The sequence below is a fragment of the Cellulosimicrobium sp. NPDC055967 genome (assembly GCF_042269845.1).
Lineage (GTDB): Bacteria > Actinomycetota > Actinomycetes > Actinomycetales > Cellulomonadaceae > Cellulosimicrobium.
Window position 1 is genome coordinate 255511 of record NZ_JBHJYJ010000005.1, and the last position, 21208, is coordinate 276718.

The window sequence follows — 21208 nt, forward strand, 5'->3', positions numbered from 1 at the left end:
GGCGGCGGCGGGCCCGGGCCCGGGGCGGGGCGTCACGGGAGGGGGCCCGCGCCCGGGCGGGATCGGCGTGGGCGTGGGTCGGGGGGGGGGCGGTGTGGTGCAGGCGTGGGCGGCCGCCCGGGGACCCGGGCGGCCGCTCCTCTCCGGTGGTGGTGGGTGCGCGGGTCAGCCCTGACGGGCCTTCCAGCGCGGGTTGGCCTTGTTGATGACGAAGGTCTTGCCGTGCCGGCGCACGACCTTCGCCCCGGGCTTGTCCTTGAGCGAGCGGAGCGAGGCGCGGACCTTCATCGCGCGCCCCCGCCCTGCGCGCCGCTGCGGGCGCCGTAGCGCTGGCGGAACTTCTCGACCCGGCCGGCGGTGTCCACGACGCGCTGCGTGCCCGTGTAGAACGGGTGGCTCGCGCTCGAGATCTCGACGTCGACGACGGGATAGGTGTTGCCGTCCGTCCACGTCACGGTCTCGCGCGGGACGCCCGGGCCCTGCGGGTGGTCGCCCGCGAGGGTCGAGCGGGTCAGGAACGAGAAGTCGGCGGACTTGTCGCGGTAGACGACAGGCCCGTAGGCGGGGTGGATGTCCTTCTTCATGGTGGTCTCCTTGCTGGGCCGGTGACGGACCGAGAGGTGCCGCGCGAGGCGGCGCCCGTCACCAGCTCGACTTCGTGACTCCGGGCAGCTCGCCGCGGTGCGCCTGCTGGCGCAGGCGGACGCGGGAGAGCCCGAACTTCCTCAGGTAGCCGCGCGGGCGGCCGTCGACGACGTCGCGGTTGCGCACGCGCGTGGCGCTCGCGTCGCGGGGCTGGCGCTGGAGCTCGCGCACCGCGGCCGCCCTCTCCTCGGACGAGGAGGACGGCGACGCGACGACTCGCTTGAGCTCCGCGCGGCGCTCGGCGTAGCGGGCGACGACGGCCGCCCGCTGCTCGTTGCGCACGATCTTCGAGCGCTTCGCCATCAGCGCTCCTCGCGGAAGTCGACGTGGCGGCGGACGACGGGGTCGAACTTGCGCAGGACCATCCGGTCGGGGTCGTTGCGGCGGTTCTTGCGGGTCACGTAGGTGAACCCGGTCCCGGCGGTGGAACGGAGCTTGATCACGGGACGGAGGTCGGTGCGGGTAGCCATCAGAGCTTCTCCCCTCGGGCGAGGATCCGCGCCACGACGGCGTCGATCCCCTGTCGGTCGATGGTCTTGATGCCCCGGGCGCTGACGCGCAGGGTCACGTGGCGACCCAGCGACGGCACCCAGTAGCGCTTCTTCTGGATGTTCGGGTCGAAGCGACGCTTGGTCCGCACGTGGGAGTGCGAGATCGCGTGGCCGAACCCGGGAGCGGTGCCGAGCACCTGGCAGACGGCGGACATGGCGGTTCCTCTCGGGGTCGGGTGAGGCGACGGGAGACGACACTAGATAGTGAGAATCATTCCCGTCAAGACGCTATGCTGACCCGCTGTCGAGAACAGTTCTCAGGAGCGGGTTGTTCCCGGCGTCGACCACGAGGTCACGCGGGGCGCCCCAGACCACGGATCGGAGCGCTTCATGCCCTTCTCGTCACCCCCTGCGTCGGGGGCCACGCCCGACGTTCCCTCCGACGCCGGGGACCCGCGCGTCGCGCTGAGCGTCCTGGCGACGATCGACCCCGTGCTGCGGGACAGCGCCGTGTTCGGGCTCGTCGTCGGGGCGCCGCGCGTCGTCGCGCTCCGGCACGACATCCGGGCCGCCGAGGGCGCGCTACGGCGGGTCGTCGTGGACGCGACCGGCGTGATCGAGGACGAGGTCGTGCCGCTCGAGCACGCGTGCCTGTCGTGCGCGGTGCGGGAGGACGCCGTCCCGACGCTGCGCCGGCTCGCCGACGACGGCCGCTGGGACCACGTGGTCCTCGCGCTGCCCGTGGCTGCGGAGTCGCTGCCGGTCGTGCGGGCGCTCGCCGCGCAGGCCGTGCCCGGCAACGTGCTCGAGCGCCTTCGCCTCGCGACCGTCCTCGCCGTCGCCGACGTCGACACGCTCGAGCACGACCTGCTCGACGACGACCTCGTCTCCGAGCGCGGCGTCGGGCTGACGGAGGACGACCAGCGGGCGGTCGGCGAGGTGCTGGCCGCCCAGCTCGAGCACGCCGACCTCGTGGTGACGACCGGTGACGTCGCGGCCGCGACCACCGGGTCCGGGCTCGTCGACCGCCTCCGCGGCGTCGGCACCCGGCGGGTCGACGGGCTGCACGCGCTCGTGGCCGACGGCCTCGCCCGGCACACGCACGACCCCGCCGCCGGCGAGCGCCGCGCCCACCCCTTCGGCGTGCGGGGTCCGCTCCCCCGGCGCGACGAGCCGTCCGGCGACCGGAGCTGGACGATCGAGCTGTGGTCGGCCCGGCCGTTCGACCCCGAGCGACTGCTGCGCCGCATCGAGGACCTCGGCACCGGCCGCGTCCGGTCCCGCGGGGTGTTCCACGTGGCCAACCGGCCCGACTCGCTGTGCGCGTGGGACGGCGCAGGCGGCCAGCTCTGCATCGGCACCCTCGGCACGTGGGACGACGCGACGACGGCCGAGGGGCGGCGGGTCGAGCCGCACACGCGCGTCGTGATCGTCGGGGCGACGGCCGCGGGCGACGCGGACGACGACGGCGGTCGCCGCCGGCTCCTCGACGCCTTCCGCGACGTGCTGGCGACGCCCGACGAGCTCGCCGACGGCGGCCTGCGCTGGCTCGGCCGCACCGACGTCCTCGCGCCCTGGCTCGGCGCCCGCAGCGAGGCCGCGTGACCTTCAGCAGCTCGCGGTGATCGCTCGTGGCGTCACGCGGTGCGCGAGCGCTCGCGGCACCGGCACCGGGGCCGGGGCCGGGGTGGAACCCGTCAGACGACGGTCCACCGCCGGGTACCGGGGGTGGAACGCGTCGGACGACGCTCCACCCCCGTCCGTGAGCGGCACGGAGATCGACGTCGGGTCAGGTGCCGCACGGGCGAAAGGGAGGTTCTTGGTCGGGGGTGGTGTGTCCGCTGCCGGGCGGGCACACCACCCCAGGACGGTGGGGCGGCATCGGCCGCCGCCCCACGTGGCGCCCCGGTGACGCCGGGCGAGACGGTGTCGGACACCCGTCTCGCCCGGCGCTCGGGTTCAGATCAGCTGCACGAACGCGCGTCGTACGCGGCCGTGACCGTGTCCGTCGCTCCGTCCGGGTCGGTGACCGTGACGGTCACCTCACCAGCCTCGATCTCCGTGGCACGAGCGTTGAACGACTGGTAGGCGTTCTTGCCCGCGGCCACGTCCGCGAAGGTCTTGCTGCCGAACGGCGTCTCGATCGCGACGTCCAGCGCGGAGTCGTCCGCGTTGAGCGCACGGACCGCGAGGTAGACCTTGCCGGCCAGGCAGCGCGGCTCGACCGTCACGTCGACCTCGGGGGTGTCCGCACCGGCGGGGATGCCGGTGAGGTACTCGAAGCCCTCGACGGAGAACACGTCGTTCGCCGGCGAGCCGTCGTACTCCATGACGAAGTACGCCACGTCCGCGTCGAGACCGGCCCGCAGGATGTCCTGCAGCGGCATGTCGCCCTCACCGAGGTTGGTGAACGTCGGACGGCCACCCGCGTTGAGGTTGGTCGCGTCCTTGATGTGCAGGAGCTCGATGCGGTCCGCGTACTCGTCGATGAGCGCCGGCACGTCCACGCCGGCGTTCGCCGCCCAGGCCGTGTCCAGCTCGAAGGCGACGTACTCGGGGTTCGTCTCCGCCACGAGGATCTCCCACGCGGAGGTCAGCTCACCGTTGTACTCGTACTTGGTGTTGAACTCCTGGTCGTGGTTGTGACCGAACAGCTTGCCGGTGCCGTTGGCGACCGAACGCTCGCCGAGACGGTCCATGGCGTCGGCCGTGGCCAGCACGTTCTCCAGGCCCCCACCGATGCCGGGGGACGGGAAGCCGCCCGAGCCCACGTACTCCTGGCCCAGCGTCTTGACGTACGCGAGGGTCGCGTCGAAGGTGCCCTCGTTCACGTTGTAGTGCGAGGACGGGACACGGAGACCGGCCGCGTCGAACTGGGCACGAGCCTGCTCGGCCGTGAGGCCGGAGTAGTTCGACCCGAACGGCTCGACGTTCTGGAAGCCGATCTCGCCCAGGCGGTCGTAGACGCCCTCCCAGCCGATCTGGCGGCTCCACGAGCTGAGCGAGAACAGCTGCATCGAGACCTTCTCCACCGGGATGGTGACCGGCTCGGTCGGCTCGTCCGGGCCACCGGCCGGCAGGCCGGTCAGGTACTCGAACCCGGTCGTGGCGAAGTCCTCGCCCTGCGGTGCCTGGTCGTACTCCATGACGTAGTACACGACACCGGCCTCGGCCGCGGCGGACAGGATGCCCTGCAGCGGCACGTCCCCGTCACCGAGGTTCGTGAACTTGATGCTCCCGCCGAGTCCGGTCGCGTCCTTGATGTGCAGGAGCTCGATCCGGTCGCCGTACTGCTCGAGCAGCGCCGCGACGTCGACCCCGGCGTGCTCCGCCCAGGCCACGTCCACCTCGAAGGTCACGAACTCCGGGTTCGTCTCCGCCACGAGGATCTCCCAGGCGGACATCTCGACACCGTCGTGCATGTACTTCGTGGTGAACTCGCGGTCGTGGTTGTGGCCGAAGAACTTCTCGAACCCGGCGTCCACGGCCCGCTCACCGAGGCGGTTCATCGCCTCGGCCGTCGCCAGCGTGTTCTCGTACGTGCCGATCCCCGGCGAGGGGAAGCCACCCGAGCCCACGTACTGCTGCCCGACCTCGCCCACGTACTCGAGCGTGGTGTCGAAGTCCGCCTCGCCCACGTTGTAGTGCGACGACGGTGCCTTCAGGCCCGCCGCGTCAGCCTGGGCACGGAACTCCTCGCCCGTCAGGCCGGCGTAGTTGCCGCCGTACGGCTCGACGTTCTTGAGCCCGATCTCACCCAGACGGTCGAGCACGGCCTCCTGGCCGTCGGCCTGGACCCACGGGATCAGCGAGTAGAGCTGGATGGACACCTGGTCGGCCGGGACCACGACGGACTTCCCGAAGAACACGTTGTCGACGTCGACGCCGCCCGTGCTCGTCACGACGACCTTGCCCGAGCCCTCCGGCACGCTCGTGAGCGTCCGGGTGACGTCGGTCCAGCCCTCGCTGGCGAAGCGGAACTCGGCGAGCGACTCGTCGGTCGTGCCGTCGGCGCCCTCCCAGCCCAGCGTGACGGTGCCCTGACCGCGACCGAGGACGGTCACGCGGTTGATGGCGTCGCCCGACGGGGCGTGCTCGAAGGCCACGGGCTCGTAGGCGAACGAGTCACCCGCGTCGAGGGACGTGACGTAGCCACCGGCGTCGGCGGTCTCGTCGAGGACGACCTCGACACCCTCGGCCTCGTCGTACCACTCGGCCTGCTGCTCCTCGGGCTTGAAGATGCGCGTGAGCTCACCGGTCGTCGCAGGAACCTCACCCTGCGCCTTGTCCTTGTAGGTGACGACGAGCGTGCCGAAGATCTTCTCGCCCTCGCCGTGCTCCACGGCATCCGCGTTCGTCTGGATCGTGATGCCGCAGCCGTCCGCGGTCGCAGCGGCCGACCCGGTGACCTCCGGGTGGGCGTGGGTGTTGTGGCCCAGACCGAACGTGAACTTCACGTCGGTGCACACGACCTCGTCGCCGTCCTCGGCGTCGTGGACGGAGACGCCCAGCTCGAGCTTGTCGCCCCAGTTGAAGATCGCACCGTCCGCGACGTCGACGCTGATCTCGGGCGCCGTGTTGCCGACCGTGATCTGCTTCGTCGAGAGCGTGAACAGGCCCTCCGGGTCGGTGACCCGCAGGATGACGTCGAACTGCCCGAGCTCGGTGTACTCGTGCGTGACCCTCACACCGGTGGCGTCGGTCTGACCGTCACCGTCGAAGTCCCACTCGTAGGTGAGCTCCGCACCCTCGGGGTCGCTCGACCGCGAGGCGTCGAACGTGACCTCGAGCGGAGCCTCGCTGCTCGAGATCGCGCTCGCGGTGAAGGACGCCTGCGGGTGCTGGTTGCCCTCGCTGTAGGACACGCGGTACAGGCCCGCGTCCGGGTTCTGGCGGAAGAAGCCGTCACCGTACTCGAGGACGTACAGGTTGCCGTCGGGACCGAACTCGAAGTCCATGACGTTGTCCCAGATGGGCTGCGCGGCGCTCGTGAGGTGCGCGTTCGGCAGGAACTCCTCCACGGCGGTCACCACACCGTCGCTGGTCAGCTCGTCGAGCGTGAACGCGGCGACGTAGTCCTGGGAGAACTCCGCCATGAACGGCTTGCCGTCCCAGTACGCCGGGAACTTGCCGGGCGCGTCCGGGTAGTCGGCGGAACGGTAGACCGGGCCGCCCATGGGCGCCTGGCCACCGCCACCCCACTCGACCAGCGGGTCGAGCAGCTCCGGCTGGTCACCCGGGCGGTCGCCGTAGTAGACCTGCGGCGCGACGGCCGGCGGGAGGACGTCGAGGCCGGTGTTGAACGTCGAGTTGTTCTCGGCGCCGGCCTCGCAGTCGAAGAAGTCTCCCGGCGTCTGGGTCGCGTAGTCGTACTCGTTGTAGTTGGCGTTGGGACCGTGGCAGTAGGGCCAGCCACCGTTCATCGGCTCGGTCGTGAGGTTCCACTCCACGTACCCCATCGGGCCGCGGTTGGGGTCGGCGTTCGCGGCGTCGGGGCCGTAGTCGCCCCACACGAGCGCGCCCGACTCGGCGTCGTAGTCGATGCGGAACGGGTTCCGCAGACCCATGACGTACTGCTCCTCGCGGACGAGGTCACGAACGTCGTCGTACTGCGGGTCGTCGAAGAGGTTCCCCTCGGGGATCGTGTACGTGCTCCCCGGACCGACCTCCGTGCCGGCGGCAAGGTCCTCGATCGGGTTGATCCGCAGGATCGCACCGCGCAGGTCGTTCGTGTTGCCCGCGCCGCGGCGGTCGTCGAAGCCGGGGTTCATCCCCGGGGTGTTGTTGTTCGGCGCGTACCCGGCCGCACCCGGCGCGCTCGCCGGCGTGTTGTCACCGGTGGAGAGGAAGAGGTTCCCCTCCTCGTCCCACGCCATGTCCGCACCGACGTGGCAGCACTGCCCGCGCTGCGCGTCGACCTTGATGATCTCGCGCTCGGTGGACAGGTCGATCGCGGCGGTCGCCGGGTCCCAGGTGAACCGCGACAGCACGTTGTAACCCAGCCACTGGTCCCAGTAGGAGTCGTCCGCGCCGGCCGGCAGCGAGTTCGGCGCGCTGCCGTTCGGCGTCGTCTCCGGGTAGTCGACCCCGGAGGGCGACGTGCCCGACATCACCCGGGGCGCGTACACCATGTAGACGAAGTGGTTCTCCTCGAAGTTCGGGTCCAGGGAGATCCCCTGCAGACCGTCCTCCGAGTTCTTGTAGACGTCGAGCTGCGCGATCTGGCTCGTCAGACCCGACATGGGGTCGGTGAGACGCACGACGCCGTCACGGGCCGTGTGCAGGACGCGCGAGTCGGGGAGCACGGCCAGGTCGATCGGCTCGCCGGTGTCCTTGCTGAGCAGGATCTTCTCGTAGTTGTTCCAGTCGAGGGCCGCCTCCGCGGCCGCGGGTGCCTCGGCACCCTCCTCGTGCCCCGGGTGGGCGGACGCCCCTCCGATCGTCAGCGGTACCAGCACCGCAGCAGTCGCCGCCGCGGCGGCGTATCGAGACCACCATCGGTGGCTTAGGGAAGCTCTGTGCACAACGTCCTCCTTGAGGCGTTCGGGGAACCAGGCAGCCGCCGCGCCGGGGAGCAAGGCGCGGGGTCTCCACCCCCCACTCCGCTGTGGTTCCCGCCCAGCAGGCGGGACGAGCACTCGACGCTGAGGCTGCGCGTGCGACGGACCGGGGGTCCCCGGTGCCGACCGACAAAACCCGACCGTATCTTCGACTTTGACTTTTGTCGATACCCAGCCGGAAGTCACGTGTTCAACAACCAAGTTGCGTTAGCACTCCATGCAAAAAGAGGAGGTCGGGATCGTCGCCAGGACGCCCGCGCGGACCATCCTCGGCAGGCCTACCTTCGTCCCATGGATGCCCGGACCCAGGTGCGCGAGTTCCTCGTCGCGCGACGCGAGAGGATCAGCCCGCAGGAGGTGGGGATCGCCGTCGGCCCGGGCCGCAAGGTCCGCGGCCTGCGCCGCAGCGAGGTGGCGGCGCTCGCCGGCGTGAGCGTCGAGCACTACACGCGGATCGAGCGCGGCGCCATCGCGCGCGTCTCGCCGCAGGTGCTCGACGCGATCGCCCGCGCGCTGCGGCTCGGCGAGGCCGAGCGCGCGCACCTGTCGAACCTCGCGGAGATCGTCGCGCACGCCGGAGGGACGGACCGGCGCACGAGCACCCGGCGGACGGAGGCCGCGCGCGACCCGCACAGCGCCGACCTGCACGAGACGGTCGAGGAGCCGCTCTCCCACAGCGCCGAGTTCGAGACCCGGTGGCGGGCGGGCGAGGTCCATCGGCACGGCACCGGGACCAAGACGTTCCGCCATCCCGTCGTCGGGGAGCTGGCCGTCGCCTACGAGGCCCTCGCCCTGGAGTCCGCGCCTGGCCTCACGCTCACGCTCTACACCGCCGAGCCCGGGACGGTCTCGGCGCGTCGGATGGCGCGGCTCGCAGAGCTCACCGGGGTGGGCCGGCCGACCACGTCGGGGGTCACCGAGACACCGTCGACCGCGATGCGGTCCGTCGCCGTCTCACCGGACGGTCGGGGGCCCTGACAGGGTCTCCCAGCCCTCCTCTCCACCTGTCTACCGTCCGGTACGCGCTCGACGGCCAGGACGCCGCGCGCGGTGTCGACAGCGAGGGAGACAGGATGACGACCGTGGCGGTCGTCGGGACGAGCGCGGAACGCGGCGCGGCGATCGCGCGGCGGTTCGGGGCCGCGGGTCACGACGTCGCGTTCGTCTCCCGCTCCCTGGACCGCCTCGGGCCGGTCGTCTGCGCGCTGCGCGGCGAGGGGGTCCGGGCGCGGGTCTACGCCGCGGACGCGCACGACGCCGACGCGCTGGTCCTCGCGCTCGACCGCACCGCGCAGGACCTGTCGGCGATCGAGGTCCTCGTCTACGACCCACCGTCCGCGCCCGGTGCGCGCCAGCACGTCCTCGAGACGTCGCCCGAGGAGATCCAGGACGCGGTCGAGCGGGCCGTGGTCGGCCTCGCCACCGCGGTCGAGTACGTGGTCGGCGGGCAGCGCGTCCTCGGCCGGGGATCCGTCCTCGGCATCACCGACGACGCGCTCGCCCGCGGCCCGTTCGCGGCCGGGGCATCGGTCGCGGCCGCCGCCGTGACCGCGTACCTGGGCATGCTCCGGGACGCGCTCGCACCGGACGGGATCCAGGTCGCCCGGCTCGTCTCCGCCGGCGCCGACGAGCACGGCGGCCCGAGCCTCGACCCGGCGGGGTGCGCGGAGCTCCTCTGGCACCTGCACACCCACCCGGCGCAGTGGACCGCGTCCGTGGCGGCCGCGTCCGACCCTCCTCGTCGGGTGCCGGGCGGACGGGCGTCGTGACGCGGGTCAGCCGACGACGCGGCGCACCAGCTCGTCGACGCGCCGCTCGTAGTTGTCGGCGGAGAACCTGCCCGCGCGCTGCAGCGTCGCGACGCCGTGCACCGCACCCCACACGACCTCGGCGGCCGTGCCCAGGTCCGACGGCGGCCGGTCGAGCGCGAGGAGCGCGCCGACGATGGCGTCGAACCCCTCGCGCATCGCGCGCGGCGTCTCCTCCGAGGCGAACGGGGCCGCGATCGGCAGGTGGAACATCGCCTCGTACGTCGCCGGGTGGTGCGCGGCGAAGTCGAGGTAGGCGACGACCAGCGCGCGGACCCGGTCCTCGCCGCTCACGTCCGCGCCGGGCGCCGGGCGGGTCGCGGACAGCGTGGCGGCGAGCTCCTCGAAGCCGACGAGCGCCACCGCGGTGACGATCTGGGACCGGCCCTCCGGGAAGTGCCCGTAGAGGACGGGCTGGCTGTAGCCGATCGCGTCGGCGAGCCGGCGGGTGGTGACCGCCTCCCATCCCTGCTCCTCGGCGAGGGCGCGCGCGGCCGCGACGATCTGCGCCTCCCGCTCCTCGAGGAGCCGTGCCTTGCGGGCTGCTGCCGGTGTGCTCATGCCGGCAAGTCTAGCGTCGCTAGATTGCCTGTGCTAGTTTTCCTAGCGTTGCTAGATCCTACCGACCGAAGGAGCCGGACATGCAGTGGTTGCCGATCGTCGCAGTGGTGGTCGTGGGGCTGATGGTGGGGGTCGAGGTGTCGGTCGCGTTCGTCATCAACCCGATCGTCGACCGGCTGCCGGGGAACGCGGGCCTGCTCGCCCGGGCCGACGGCGGCCGGATGCTCGGGCGGGCGATGCCGTTCTGGTACTTCGGGTCGCTCCTGCTCACCGCGGCCACCGCCCTCGTGCTGCCGGCCGGCGCATGGGCGGCCTGGACCGCCGCCGCGGTCCTGGCGCTGAGCATCGTCCTGACCGTCACCGTGCTGGTGCCCATCAACAACCGCGGGAAGACGTGGACCCCCGAGACCGCGCCCGCCGACTGGCGCGAGCAGATGGGTCGCTGGGACCGGTACCACCTGGTCCGCATCGCGCTGCTCGTCGCCGCGTTCGCGCTGCTGACCGTCGCGGTCGCCGCCTGACGTCGCGCCGGGGCCCGCACACAGAGGAACCGGTGGCGATCCGCCGCGAGAGCTCCCCCCAGCGAAGCTCTCGTCGCGGACCGCCACCGGTCCAGGTGTCGCCGCGTGACCCGTCGCGGCGACGTCCCCCACCAGTGCAAGAGGCGGCGGGCGCATGTTCGGGACGTTCACGAACAGTGATCTGGATCACACTACGACGGCCGCGGTCCCGACGCCCGCGCAGCGACCTCTCAGGTGGCCCGCAGCCGACGCCGGGCCGACCAGCCGCCTGCCACCCCGACCCCGACGGCTCCCACCACGACGGCCGCGACGAGGGGCGCCGTCGGCGTCGGCGAAGCTCCGGCGGCGACGGGCGCGGGGGCGAGCGACGCCGCGGTCGCGACGAACGTCGGCGCGGGTCGGGCGCCGGACGGGTCGGTGTCCGTCCACGCGTACGACTCCCCCGACGGGCACTCCTGCACGGCGGGGAACACGAACGCCTGCCCGACCTCCCCCGTGACCCGGACGTCGAGCGTGTAGGCCGCACGCTCGCCGTCGGGCACGGGCTCCCCGGACCATGCCACCGCGTCGTCGGTCACCTCCGAGGTCCATCCGTCCGGCTGGCCCGCGGCGAGCGCCTCGACGCCCTCGGGGAGCGTGACGCGCAACGCGTCGGTGGGCTCGCCGTCGCACCCGTGGTCGAACGTGAACGTGAGCGTCGACGTGCCGTCGCCGTGGGGTTCCACGGTCTCGATGAGCACGTGCGCACCCGCCGGGCCGGCGGTCAGCACGGCGAGCGTGCCGGCGCCGACCGCGGCGAGGACGACGCGTGACCCGCGCCGCCCGGGGCGTGACCGCTGGGGACCGGTCATGAGGACACCTCCACGGGGATCTCGACGATCGGGTTCTCGTACTTGGACGTCCGGACGCTCACGTGCACGGTCCAGTCGCCCGCCATCGGCAGGTCGAGCGTCGCCTCGTACGCGCCCGTCCCGGTCTGCGTGAGGGGCCGGGTGAACGGGCCGAGCGCGGGGTCGGCGAGCGTCGTCGACAGCTCGGGCACAGCGGCGGGCTCCAAGGGCTTCCCGTCGGCGTCGAGCAGCTCGATCTCGAGCGCGTTGACGCCGACCCGGCCGGGAGTGATCCGCGCGCGCAGCGTCCCGTCGCCGAGCTCCTCGACCACCTCGACTGCCGGGGTCGTCGCTTCCTCGGCCGACGGACCGGTCGTCGCGACCGGGCTGCGCGAGACGAGCACGCCCGTCACCGCGAGCACGAGCGCGAGCAGCAGGGCCTCGACGGCGACCGTCCGACCGAGCCGACGGCGCGCGGTCACGCCGGCCGCACCGGCACCGCGCCCGCCCGGACCGTCGTCGCCCGCGACCGCCGGGACGAGCCGGTACCGGTTCCAGGCCGCGATGCCGACGAGGCACAGCGCCACGCCGACCTTGACGAGCAGGGTCTGGCCGTACGTCGTCGACACGAGCGCGTCGAAGGTCCCGAGGATGCGCCACCCGAGGACCGTCCCGGTGACGGCGAGCGCGAGGACGACCCACGCGCCGAGCGCGGAGAACCGCGCGACCGTGACGCCCGCGCGACGCGCGTCGACGTGCGCGGACGGCGCGAGCACGAGCGCGAGGCCGACGACCCCGCCGAGCCACACGGCTCCGGACACGACGTGGAGCGCGTCCGCCGTGACGACCAGCCAGGGCGGGCCGAACGTGCGGGTGTGTCCCACGAGCACGAGCGACCCCAGCGCGAGCGCCGCCCCGCCGAGCACGACCCCGGCGGGCCACGCCGCCCGGGTCTCCCGCGCCGCGCGCGGCGCGAGCAGGGTCGCGACGACGAGCCCGGCGAGGCCGAGCGCGCCCGCGACCGTGGAGTCGGTCGCGAGGCCCGCCGCCCACGTCGCGGGGTCGACGAGGGCGTCCAGCCCGCCGCCGGCCTGCCAGGCCGGGGTGAGCGGGATCCCGAGCACGACGCCGGCGCCCGCGGCGACGAGCGCCCACCGTCGGACGCGCTGCAGGCGGCGGCGCAGGACCGGCGCGGCCCCGGGCGACACGTGCAGCACGAGGAGCTCGAACCCGACGAGACCCGCGACGAGGAACGTCCCCGCGTAGACCGCGGCCTGGTCGAGCGCGCGCACGGCGACGAGCGCCGCCGTCGGCTCGGCCACCCGGGCCTCGACCGACGTCGCGCTCGGCGCCCCCACGGAGAACGTGAAGGCCCCGGCGACGGGGTGCGTGTCGAGGGACACGACGCGCCAGCTCACGACGTACGTGCCGTCGTCGAGCGTCGTGGCCGGGGTGACGACGAGCGCGTCGTCGACCGCGGCGACGTCCACGTCGACGGGCGAGCCGTCGGCGGCGAGGACCGTCGTCCCGCCGGTCACGACCTGGACGGGCTCGTTGAAGGTGATGGTCAGCGCGTCGGGCGGCGCGTCGAGGACGGTGCCGTCCCGCGGGTCCGTGCCCACGAGGACGGCGTGGGCCGCGGCCGGGCCGCTCGCGAGGATCGCGAGCAGGACCGCGGCCGCGGCACCGACGACGACGGCCACCACCCGGCGCAGCACCGAGGGGCGGCCCACGGCTCAGGCCCTCGGACGCGAGCGCACGAACCCGAGCGCCCCGAGCACCAGGCCCGCCGCAGCGAGCACGAGCGCCGTCCAGGTGAGCGCCGGGGCCGGCCCGTCGGACGCACCCGCGGACGCGGAGTCGCCCGACGCCTCCGCGTCGGCGGCGTCGTCCGCCGACCCGTCCGCGACGGTCTCGGCCGGGGCGTCGTGCCCGTCGCCCTCGGCGGCCGTCAGCTCGACCAGCGGTGCGGGCGCCTCGAGGTCGTGCCCGTCCTCGCCCTCGGCCGCGACCTGCACCCAGGCGGTCTCGCCCTCGGCGCACTCCTGGACGGTCGGGAAGACGAGCGTGTCGCCCGCCGCGTCGGGGAGCTTGAGCGAGAGCACGAGGGCGTCACGGTAGCCGTCGGGCAGCGGGGTCTTCGCGGTGTACACGACCTCGGCGACGCGCTCGGTGTACTGGCCGCCGTGCCCGTCGTCGACCGGCTCGTCGAGGGTCGCCATGACCTTCTCGACGTCCCAGCCGGGGTTGACCGTGGGCGTCACGGTGACGACCTGCTCAGGAACCTGGATGGAGACCTTCGTGGTCGGCGAGGCGCCGCAGCCGTGCGGGACGCCGAACGTGAGCAGCGCGTACGCGCCCGCGTCGGTCGTGTCGGGGGTGACCGTGACGTGGGCGGCCGCGGCGCCCGCGCCGACGACGACGATCCCGGTGGTGAGGGCGGCGGCGCCGACGGCGCGCAGGGTCTTTCGCATGATGGTGCCTTTCGGGGAGAGGAAGACGGTGGGCTCCGGCGCGCGACGGCACGTCACGGGCACGCCCCGGCGCGGCCGGGCGAAGCCGGCCGGGTGGGCGTACAGGACGCGCGGGCGCGCGGGAGCGGGACGCCGCGGAGGGGTCCGCGGAGGCGTCCGGGAGAGGTCAGGCGACGGCGGGCGGACCGCGCCCGGGCGCGGCACCGCGCGCGAGGAGGTCGCGGACCGTCGGCAGCGCGCCGACGGCGGGCGGCACCACGCGGACCACGACGGCCCACGGGCGGCCGGGGACCCGGCGTCCGGCGAGCCACGTCCACAGGCGCCACAGCACGGCGTCGCCGTAGCGCAGGACGAGCGCGACGACGAGCGTCGCGACGGCGTGGGCGCCGAGCATCGTCAGGGGCGAGGCGGCGTGCGCGTGCGCGGACGCGTCGGCCGGGGACAGCGCGGCGCAGCGGTCGAAGACGACGTGCAGCACGAGCTGGCCCGCGCCGAGCAGGCCGAGCAGCCGCGGCAGCCCCACCTGGCGGCGCGTGAGGGGTCGCACGGCGACGGCGGTGAGGACGGCGAGCACGCCGAGCGGGACGGCTCCGGGGTCGGTGCCGCCGGCGAGGGCGTGCGCGACGACGGACAGCCCGACGACCGCGGCGGCGAGCAGCAGCACCCGCACGCCGCGGAGCACCCCTGCTCCGGGCGACGTCACGGACGCACCCTAGCGGCAGGAGGGGTGCGCGCGGCAGGGTCGGCCGCCGTCCTCCCCGGGCCGGGGAGGACGGCGTGCACCGGCACGGTCAGTCCTCGGGGTCGTGCGGCGCGTCGTCGCTCGTCGCCTCGTCGGTCACGGTGCCGCGGCGGCGCAGGACGATCACGACGACGACCGCGGCGGCGACCACGAGCGCGCCGAGCCCCACGAGCACGGGGACGACCGACGAGCCGCCGTCCTCCGCGTCCGTGGCGACAGGCGTCGCGGGCTCCGGCGACGTCTCCTCGGCCGCGTCGGTCGTGGCCTCCTCGGACGCGGGCTCCTCCGGCGTCGCCTCGTCCGTGGCGGGCTCCTCGGAGACCGGCGCCTCGGGCTGGGCCGCGACGGTGAAGGCGAACGTGCCCTCGATGGGGTGGCCGTCGGACGAGACGACGCGCCACGCCACGGTGTACGTGTCGCCGCCGAGCGCGACGGCGGGGTCGAGCGCGAGCGTCGCGGCGCTCCCCTCGATCGTCGGCGCGCCCTGCGTCACGACCGTCCCGGCGGAGTCGGAGACCACGACCTGCGGCTCGACGGGGAGCGGCTCGGTGTTGAAGGTCAGCGTGATCGCGGTCGGGGGCGTCGCGAGCTCGGCGCCGTCGGCCGGGTCCGAGCTGAGGATGCGGTCGTGCGCGGACGCTGGGGCGGCGGTGAGGGCCGCGTGCCCGGCGGTGAGGCCCAGGGCCAGCGCGGCGGCGGCGAGGAGGGCGAGGAGGGCCGACACGGGTCGGCGCAGGGAGAGGGTCATGAGGGTTCTTCCGTCCGAGGCGCGGCGGTCGCCGCACGGTGGTGCCCCGCGGCCCGGTCGTCACCGGGTCGGCCTCGTCGGGGGCCGCGTCAGGACGCGGCGAGGGGGCGCAGCAGTGCTCCCGACGGGCCGGCCGGCCGGGGCGGACCCCGGGTCGGGGCACGGCGCGAGCGCCACGTCGACGGGACGCGGACCGCGCGGGCCGGCGGCACGCCGGGGCGCGCGGCCGGTGCCACGGGCGCGGGGGCGGGGAGGGAGGCGCGCGGCGTCACCCACGCGAGGAACCGCTCGAGCGCACGCTCCCCGCGCGCGAGGACGAGCGCGAGCACGACCGTCGCGACCGCGTGCGCCACGACCATCCACAGGCCCGCGGCGCCCGACGTCGCGAGGTGCTCCGGGTGCGCGAGGCTCGCCCCGCCGCCGGTCAGGAGCGCACCGGCCGGCGCCGCGCACACGACGTCGCCGACCGGGGCGACGTGCCCGCCGTGGCCGGACGTGGCCCCCGCGGGGACGCACGAGCCGACGGGCGCGAGCACGACGAGCGCCTGGTGCAGCGCGACCTGGGCCCCGCCGAGGAGCACGACGAGCCGGGCGGGCGTGAACCGCAGCCGCGCGGCCGCCGTCGTGCCGGCGAGCGTGAACGCGGCGAGCGCGGCGAGGACCAGCGGGTCCGGGAGGACTCCCCCGCCGACGCGGTGCGCGAGCGCCGTCAGCGCGAGCACGAGGGTCGCCACGAGCGCGGCGCGTGCGACGCGCAGCGGACCGACGACCGGGGAGGACACGACGGCCACCCTAGCGCGACGCGGACGCGTCGTCCGGGCTGCCCGTCGCCCCCGCCGGCTCCGGGGTCCCCGGCGCGGGCGAGCGGTCCGCGTACCGGCCGATCGCCGGCCCGGCGGGCAGGAGCCGGTCGATCCCGACGATGACGAGGCCGAGCACGAAGAAGCCCGCCCCGTAGAGCACGACGTTGACGAGCAGCCCGGTCCACCCGAGCGCGTCGAGGTCGACGAACCCGTACGGGTACTCGCTGCCGGGGCTGACGAACCCGCGGATCGTCGTGAACGCGAAGTACGCGAGCGGGTACACGAGCCAGCGGGCCGCGTCGAGGCCGCGCAGACGCCGGTGCGCGTCGAGCAGGAGGAAGTCGGCGAACACCGCGAGCGGCAGGAGCTCGTGCTCGATCTGGCCGTCGGTCAGCCCGAGGAACACGGCCGGGGCGCCGGGGTCCTCGGGCGCGAGCACGAGGTTCGCGACGAGCCCGGTGATCGCGGCGAAGAGCGTCACCCCACCCTTGAGCCACCCCGGCGGCTGCCGACGACGCAGGAGGGACGCGACGCCCGCCCACGTGAACACGACGGCGATGAGGAAGCCGGTCTGGTTCGTGAAGTAGACGAGGCCCTCGATGTCGCCGTCGCGCCAGATGGCGCGCGTCCCGACGAGGGCGAGGACGACGAGGAACAGCCGGAACAGTCCGACGACGACGTGCATGCGAGCTCCTTCGCGCGCGGTGCGGTGGTGCGTTCAGGAGCCTAGTGCGCCCCGCCCACCCCGGTGCACCCGGCGGGCGCCCTCGACCGGGGTCGCGCGAGGCCGGCCGTGCGGTGGGTCCGGGAACGCCGAGGGGGCCGCGCGGTGGCGCGGCCCCCTCGGGACGTCGTCGCCCGCCCGGCGCTGCACGCCGGGCGGGAGCGAGGTCAGAGTGCCTGGATGTTCGTCGCCTGCGGGCCCTTGGGGCCCTGGGTGACGTCGAACGAGACGCTCTGGTTCTCCTCGAGCGAGCGGTAGCCGCTCGAGTTGATCTCGCTGTAGTGGGCGAACACGTCGGCGGTGCCGTCGGAGGGAGCGATGAAGCCGAAGCCCTTCTCAGCGTTGAACCACTTCACGGTGCCTGTAGCCATGATGTCTTCTCTCGTTGATGCGACCGGCCCACGAGCGCGGGTCCGGTTGTCGCGCCCCGCAGGGCGCCGACGGTCGTGGAGGCGGGTCCCGCGAGGGCCTGCCGGGCGTTCACGCCGGGCGACGAGGTGCCGCTTCGCGTGGTGGAGGTCGGCGACGACGCCCACGGGCCGCGTGTAGCGGTCGTGGACGTGGAAGCCGTCGGGGACTCGGGTGACCAGGCCGGCGTACTCGCCGTCCGCCGTCGCGACCCACAGGTCGTCGTCGGCGCGGCGCAGCACGAGGTCTGGTCCGGACGTGTCCGTGACCGCAGGGGCGGTCTCGGGGTGTTCAAGGATGGAGGAAAAGATGTTCTCTGCTCTCGCTCCGCGCTCTGTGGGCGGAGATCGTCGACGGCAGCTTCTGCTGCCTGGCGCGCACGGCCTTGCTCCGATGCTGAGGACCGAAGAGCGTCGCGGAACGGGTCCGGCGACATGAGCGCGACCTCCAGGGTACACGAGAGCGGTCCGCCGCCCGGAGCGGCGGCCGGAGCGGTGGCCCGGAGAGCAGGGGGCGGCGACGACTCTTGCCCCGGGCGATGATGAGGGCATGACGACTCCCCCCACCCCCGCCCGCACCGCTCCTCGCACCGCTCGCCGCAGCGTCGCCGTCGTGAACGGCTACGTCGTCCCGGTCGCCTCCGACCCGATCGAGAACGGGACCGTCCTCATCGAGGACGGTGTCATCACCGCGGTCGGCGCGGACGTCGTCGTGCCCGACGGCGTCCCCACCCTCGACGCGCGCGGCCGCTGGGTGCTGCCCGGCTTCGTCGAGGCGCACGCCCACATGGGCGTCATGGAGGAGGCCGAGGGCTGGGCGGGCAACGACACCAACGAGATGACCGACCCGAACGGCGCCGCCCTGCGCGCGATCGACGCGATCAACGTCGAGGACGAGGGCTTCCGCGACGCGCTCGTGGGCGGCGTGACGAGCGCCGTCGTGAAGCCGGGCTCGGGCAACCCGATCGGCGGCCAGACGGTCGCGATCAAGACGTGGGGCGGCCGCACCGTCGACGAGCAGGTGATCCGCGAGGCGGTCTCCGTGAAGTCGGCGCTCGGCGAGAACCCCAAGCGCGTGTACGGGGACCAGAAGAAGACGCCGTCCACGCGCCTCGGCGTCGCGAAGGTCATCCGCGCGGCGTTCGTCGACGCGCAGAACTACGCCGCGAAGCGCGACGCGGCCGAGGCGAAGGGCGAGCCGTTCGACCGCGACCTCGCCAAGGAGACCCTGGCGCGCGTCCTCGCGGGCGAGCTCTACTGGGACCAGCACACGCACCGCGCCGACGACATCGCGACCGCGCTGCGCCTCGCGGACGAGTTCGGCTACCGGCTCGTGGTGAACCACGGCACCGACGGCGCGGCCGTCGCGGACGTCCTCGCCGAGCGCGACGTGCCGGTGATCTTCGGCCCGCTGTTCACCTCGCGCTCGAAGATCGAGCTGCGCAGCCGCGACATCGCGAACCTCGGGGCGCTCGCCCGCGCGGGCGTGCGCGTCGCGATCACGACCGACCACCCCGTCGTGCCGATCAACTTCCTCGTTCACCAGGCGTCGCTCGCGGTGAAGGAGGGCCTCGACCGCGACACCGCGCTGCGCGCACTCACCGTGAACCCCGCGGCCTTCCTCGGTCTCGACGACCGCGTCGGCGCGCTCGCGCCGGGCCTCGACGGGGACGTCGTCGTGTGGTCGGGCGACCCGCTCGACGTGACGTCACGCGCGGAGCACGTGCTGATCACCGGCACCGAGGTCTACACGTGGGACGCGGCGGCGGCCGACGGGCGCGGCGCGGGCCGCGTCGTCGAGCGCGGCGAGCGCTTCCGGGCCTGACACCGGCCCCGCTCGCCGGTCGCGCGCGGCGTCGCTAGCGTTCCCCCCGAGGGCCGTCGCGCCCGCCGAGGGGGACGCCATGGCCCGGACCGCCACCTCGCAGCACCCCGCCCGGCCCGCCGCGGCGACCATCACGGCCACGTCGCTGGTCATGCTCAACGTCGCCGCGGTGGTCAGCCTGCGTGGTCTGCCCGCCGAGGCGGAGTACGGGCTCTCCTCCGCGTTCTACTACCTGCTCGCCGCCGTCTGCTTCCTCGCACCCGTCGCCGTCGTCGCGGCCGAGCTCGCGTCCACGTGGCCCGAGGAGGGCGGCATGTTCCGCTGGGTCGGCGAGGCGTTCGGGAGCAGGTGGGGCTTCCTCGCGATCGCGATGGTGTTCGTCGAGGGCTGCATCTGGTTCCCGACCGTCCTCACGTTCGCCGCCGTCACGCTCGCCTACACCGGGCCCGACGCGCGGTTCGACGAACGGGTCGCCGACGACCGGCTCTTCGTCCTCGCGATCGTGCTCGTCGTGTTCTGGGCCGCGACGCTCATCGCCCTGCGCGGCGCGTCCGCGTTCGCCCGCACCGCGCGCTGGGGCGGGATCGTCGGGACGCTCGTCCCCGCCGCGCTGCTCGTCGGGCTCGGCTGTGCCTACCTCCTTAGCGGCGAGCCGTCCCGGACCACGCTCTCCTGGGGCGCGTTCGTCCCGGACCTCACGCGTCTCGACAACATCGTGCTCGCCGCCGGGATCTTCCTCTTCTACGCGGGCATCGAGGTCAACGCGGTCCACGTCCGCTCGATCCGGCGGCCGGAGCGCACCTACCCGCTCGCGATCCTCGTCGCCGCGCTCGTGGCCGTCGTCGTGCTGACCCTCGGCACGCTGACGATCGCGGTCGTCGTGCCGCAGCAGGACATCAGCCTCACGACGAGCCTGCTCCAGGCGTTCGACCACCTGCTCGCGTGGGCGGGGATCGGCTGGGCCGGGCCGGTCGTCGCGGCGATGCTCGCCGTCGGCGTCCTCGCCGGCGTCACGACGTGGGTCGCCGGGCCCGCCACGGGCCTGCACGCCGTCGCGCGAGCAGGGTTCCTCCCGCGGTGGTTCCACCGGACGAACGACCGCGGCATGGCGACGAACATCCTCCTCGTCCAGGCGCTGGTCGTGACCGTGCTGTCGGTGCTGTTCGTCGTCATGCCCTCCGTGCAGTCCGCGTACCAGCTGCTCAGCCAGCTCACGGTGATCCTCTACCTCGTGGCGTACCTCCTGATGTTCGCCGCGGTCGTCGTGCTGCGCCGCACGCAGCCCGACCGGCCGCGCCCCTACCGGGTGCCGGGGGGCCGCGTCGGGGTCTGGGCGGTCGGCGGGCTCGGGTTCGTCGCGTCGCTGCTCGCGCTCGTCACGAGCTTCGCCCCGCCCGGCCAGGTCGCGGTCGGCAGCCCGACGACGTACGTCGTGCTGCTCGTCGCGCTCGCCCTCGTCTTCGTGGCCCTCCCGCTGCTCCTGTACCGCGCCCGCACACCGGCCTGGCGGGACGACTCGTCGACGTTCGCGCCCTTCACCTGGCAGTCCGCGGACGCCGAACCCGACCGAGGCGATCCCGGCCCGCCGGGATGACGGGCGAGGTTCCCGTGGCGCGAACCCGCGCGGCGGCGGACCATCGGAACATGCCTACCCGACCCGCTCCCCGCCCTCGCAGCGCCGCGACCGGCCCGGTCGTCGGTCTCGTCGTCCTCGTCGGGGCGCTCGCCGCCTGCTCCGGCCCCGGCCCGGGCGACAAGGACGTCGAGTACGACTCGCTCGACGCGCTCCACCGCGCCGCCACGTCCGCCGGCCTCACGTGCCTGTCGTTCACGACCGAGAGCACGGACAGCGAGGACGTCGAGCTGGGCGCGTGCGACGACACGACGCTCCTCGCCGTGTTCGCCGACGGGATCGCCGAGGACGAGTTCCTCGCGCTCCTGCCGCGTCAGCCCACCGAGGAGGGCGAGGCCGCGCTCGCCGGGCCGAACTGGGTCGTGCTCGGCGACACCGGCGACCTGCTCGAGACCCAGGCGGGCATCGGCGGGCAGTTCCTCACCGACGAGTGACG

General features: G+C 74.0%; 22 protein-coding genes. 7 read left to right on the forward strand and 15 right to left on the reverse strand.

From position 1 onward, the window contains the following. Positions 1 to 165: 165 nt before the first annotated feature. From ykgO to rpmB, 5 genes are read right to left on the reverse strand one after another with little or no spacing between them, the layout of a single operon-like run. Complete coding sequence (ykgO, locus tag ACFC2L_RS09500; protein WP_047231790.1) at positions 166 to 288, reverse strand: type B 50S ribosomal protein L36; 123 nt, start codon at positions 286 to 288, stop codon at positions 166 to 168. Next, a complete protein-coding gene (locus tag ACFC2L_RS09505) occupies positions 285 to 584 on the reverse strand; it encodes a type B 50S ribosomal protein L31 (RefSeq protein ID WP_375824056.1) in 300 nt (99 codons plus the stop codon). The genes ykgO and ACFC2L_RS09505 overlap by 4 nt, the downstream gene beginning before the upstream one ends. Positions 585 to 642: 58 nt before the next feature. Beyond that, a complete protein-coding gene (rpsN, locus tag ACFC2L_RS09510) occupies positions 643 to 948 on the reverse strand; it encodes a 30S ribosomal protein S14 (protein WP_375824057.1) in 306 nt (101 codons plus the stop codon). Next, a complete protein-coding gene (gene rpmG, locus ACFC2L_RS09515) occupies positions 948 to 1115 on the reverse strand; it encodes a 50S ribosomal protein L33 (protein ID WP_021483268.1) in 168 nt (55 codons plus the stop codon). The genes rpsN and rpmG overlap by 1 nt, the downstream gene beginning before the upstream one ends. Continuing rightward, positions 1115 to 1351, reverse strand: coding sequence for a 50S ribosomal protein L28 (gene rpmB, locus ACFC2L_RS09520; RefSeq protein ID WP_021483267.1), 237 nt, complete (start codon positions 1349 to 1351; stop codon positions 1115 to 1117). Before rpmB ends, rpmG begins: the two co-directional genes overlap by 1 nt. A 175-nt stretch (positions 1352 to 1526) precedes the next feature. Here rpmB and ACFC2L_RS09525 point away from each other — a divergent pair, with 175 nt between their 5' ends. Continuing rightward, positions 1527 to 2741 carry a CobW family GTP-binding protein gene (locus ACFC2L_RS09525; protein ID WP_375824059.1) on the forward strand — a complete coding sequence of 405 codons (1215 nt, stop codon included), beginning with the start codon at positions 1527 to 1529 and terminating at the stop codon, positions 2739 to 2741. 359 nt (positions 2742 to 3100) lie between these two features. On the opposite strand, the gene ACFC2L_RS09530 is transcribed toward ACFC2L_RS09525, so the two are convergent. Next, on the reverse strand, positions 3101 to 7594 hold the full coding sequence (locus ACFC2L_RS09530; protein WP_375824062.1) for a PQQ-dependent sugar dehydrogenase: 4494 nt from the start codon (positions 7592 to 7594) through the stop codon (positions 3101 to 3103). A 393-nt stretch (positions 7595 to 7987) separates the two neighbouring features. Here ACFC2L_RS09530 and ACFC2L_RS09535 point away from each other — a divergent pair, with 393 nt between their 5' ends. Together ACFC2L_RS09535 and ACFC2L_RS09540 are read left to right on the forward strand one after the other, a co-directional pair. Beyond that, positions 7988 to 8674, forward strand: a complete 687-nt coding sequence (locus ACFC2L_RS09535) for a helix-turn-helix transcriptional regulator (protein ID WP_375824063.1) — start codon at positions 7988 to 7990, stop codon at positions 8672 to 8674. Positions 8675 to 8769: 95 nt separating this feature from the next. Then, positions 8770 to 9465 (forward strand): SDR family NAD(P)-dependent oxidoreductase, encoded by a 696-nt coding sequence (locus ACFC2L_RS09540; RefSeq protein ID WP_375824065.1) that lies wholly within the window; start codon positions 8770 to 8772, stop codon positions 9463 to 9465. Positions 9466 to 9471: 6 nt separating this feature from the next. Here ACFC2L_RS09540 and ACFC2L_RS09545 read toward each other — a convergent pair whose 3' ends face one another. Continuing rightward, on the reverse strand, positions 9472 to 10065 hold the full coding sequence (locus ACFC2L_RS09545) for a TetR/AcrR family transcriptional regulator (RefSeq protein ID WP_375824066.1): 594 nt from the start codon (positions 10063 to 10065) through the stop codon (positions 9472 to 9474). A gap of 80 nt (positions 10066 to 10145) precedes the next feature. On the opposite strand from ACFC2L_RS09545, the gene ACFC2L_RS09550 reads away from it, so the two are divergent. After that, positions 10146 to 10586 carry an anthrone oxygenase family protein gene (locus tag ACFC2L_RS09550; RefSeq protein ID WP_375824067.1) on the forward strand — a complete coding sequence of 147 codons (441 nt, stop codon included), beginning with the start codon at positions 10146 to 10148 and terminating at the stop codon, positions 10584 to 10586. A gap of 230 nt (positions 10587 to 10816) precedes the next feature. Here ACFC2L_RS09550 and ACFC2L_RS09555 read toward each other — a convergent pair whose 3' ends face one another. From ACFC2L_RS09555 to ACFC2L_RS09590, 8 genes are all read right to left on the reverse strand, one after another. Beyond that, the gene (locus ACFC2L_RS09555) at positions 10817 to 11437 is read right to left on the reverse strand and encodes a DUF1775 domain-containing protein (RefSeq protein ID WP_375824068.1); all 621 of its coding nucleotides are present in this window, start codon (positions 11435 to 11437) and stop codon (positions 10817 to 10819) included. Continuing rightward, positions 11434 to 13149 carry a FixH family protein gene (locus ACFC2L_RS09560; RefSeq protein WP_375824069.1) on the reverse strand — a complete coding sequence of 572 codons (1716 nt, stop codon included), beginning with the start codon at positions 13147 to 13149 and terminating at the stop codon, positions 11434 to 11436. The genes ACFC2L_RS09555 and ACFC2L_RS09560 overlap by 4 nt, the downstream gene beginning before the upstream one ends. A gap of 3 nt (positions 13150 to 13152) precedes the next feature. Then, on the reverse strand, positions 13153 to 13890 hold the full coding sequence (locus ACFC2L_RS09565; RefSeq protein ID WP_375824071.1) for a YcnI family protein: 738 nt from the start codon (positions 13888 to 13890) through the stop codon (positions 13153 to 13155). 166 nt (positions 13891 to 14056) lie between these two features. Beyond that, positions 14057 to 14593, reverse strand: a complete 537-nt coding sequence (locus ACFC2L_RS09570; protein ID WP_375824073.1) for a hypothetical protein — start codon at positions 14591 to 14593, stop codon at positions 14057 to 14059. Positions 14594 to 14681: 88 nt separating this feature from the next. After that, entirely contained in the window at positions 14682 to 15380 is a 699-nt protein-coding gene (locus tag ACFC2L_RS09575) for a copper resistance protein CopC (protein ID WP_375824074.1), read from the reverse strand. Between the two features lie 89 nt (positions 15381 to 15469). Then, the gene (locus ACFC2L_RS09580; protein WP_375824075.1) at positions 15470 to 16162 is read right to left on the reverse strand and encodes a hypothetical protein; all 693 of its coding nucleotides are present in this window, start codon (positions 16160 to 16162) and stop codon (positions 15470 to 15472) included. A 10-nt stretch (positions 16163 to 16172) separates the two neighbouring features. Beyond that, positions 16173 to 16868 carry a Pr6Pr family membrane protein gene (locus tag ACFC2L_RS09585; RefSeq protein ID WP_375824076.1) on the reverse strand — a complete coding sequence of 232 codons (696 nt, stop codon included), beginning with the start codon at positions 16866 to 16868 and terminating at the stop codon, positions 16173 to 16175. Positions 16869 to 17074: 206 nt separating this feature from the next. Beyond that, the gene (locus tag ACFC2L_RS09590; protein WP_087472681.1) at positions 17075 to 17278 is read right to left on the reverse strand and encodes a cold-shock protein; all 204 of its coding nucleotides are present in this window, start codon (positions 17276 to 17278) and stop codon (positions 17075 to 17077) included. A gap of 586 nt (positions 17279 to 17864) precedes the next feature. Between ACFC2L_RS09590 and ACFC2L_RS09595 the strand changes: the two genes are divergently transcribed. From ACFC2L_RS09595 to ACFC2L_RS09605, 3 genes are all read left to right on the forward strand, one after another. Further along, positions 17865 to 19139, forward strand: a complete 1275-nt coding sequence (locus ACFC2L_RS09595) for an amidohydrolase family protein (protein WP_375824077.1) — start codon at positions 17865 to 17867, stop codon at positions 19137 to 19139. A 79-nt stretch (positions 19140 to 19218) separates the two neighbouring features. Beyond that, on the forward strand, positions 19219 to 20733 hold the full coding sequence (gene gadC, locus ACFC2L_RS09600) for a putative glutamine/gamma-aminobutyrate antiporter GadC (protein ID WP_375824078.1): 1515 nt from the start codon (positions 19219 to 19221) through the stop codon (positions 20731 to 20733). A gap of 50 nt (positions 20734 to 20783) precedes the next feature. Further along, the gene (locus ACFC2L_RS09605) at positions 20784 to 21206 is read left to right on the forward strand and encodes a hypothetical protein (protein WP_076403937.1); all 423 of its coding nucleotides are present in this window, start codon (positions 20784 to 20786) and stop codon (positions 21204 to 21206) included. The last annotated feature ends 2 nt before the right edge of the window (positions 21207 to 21208 follow it).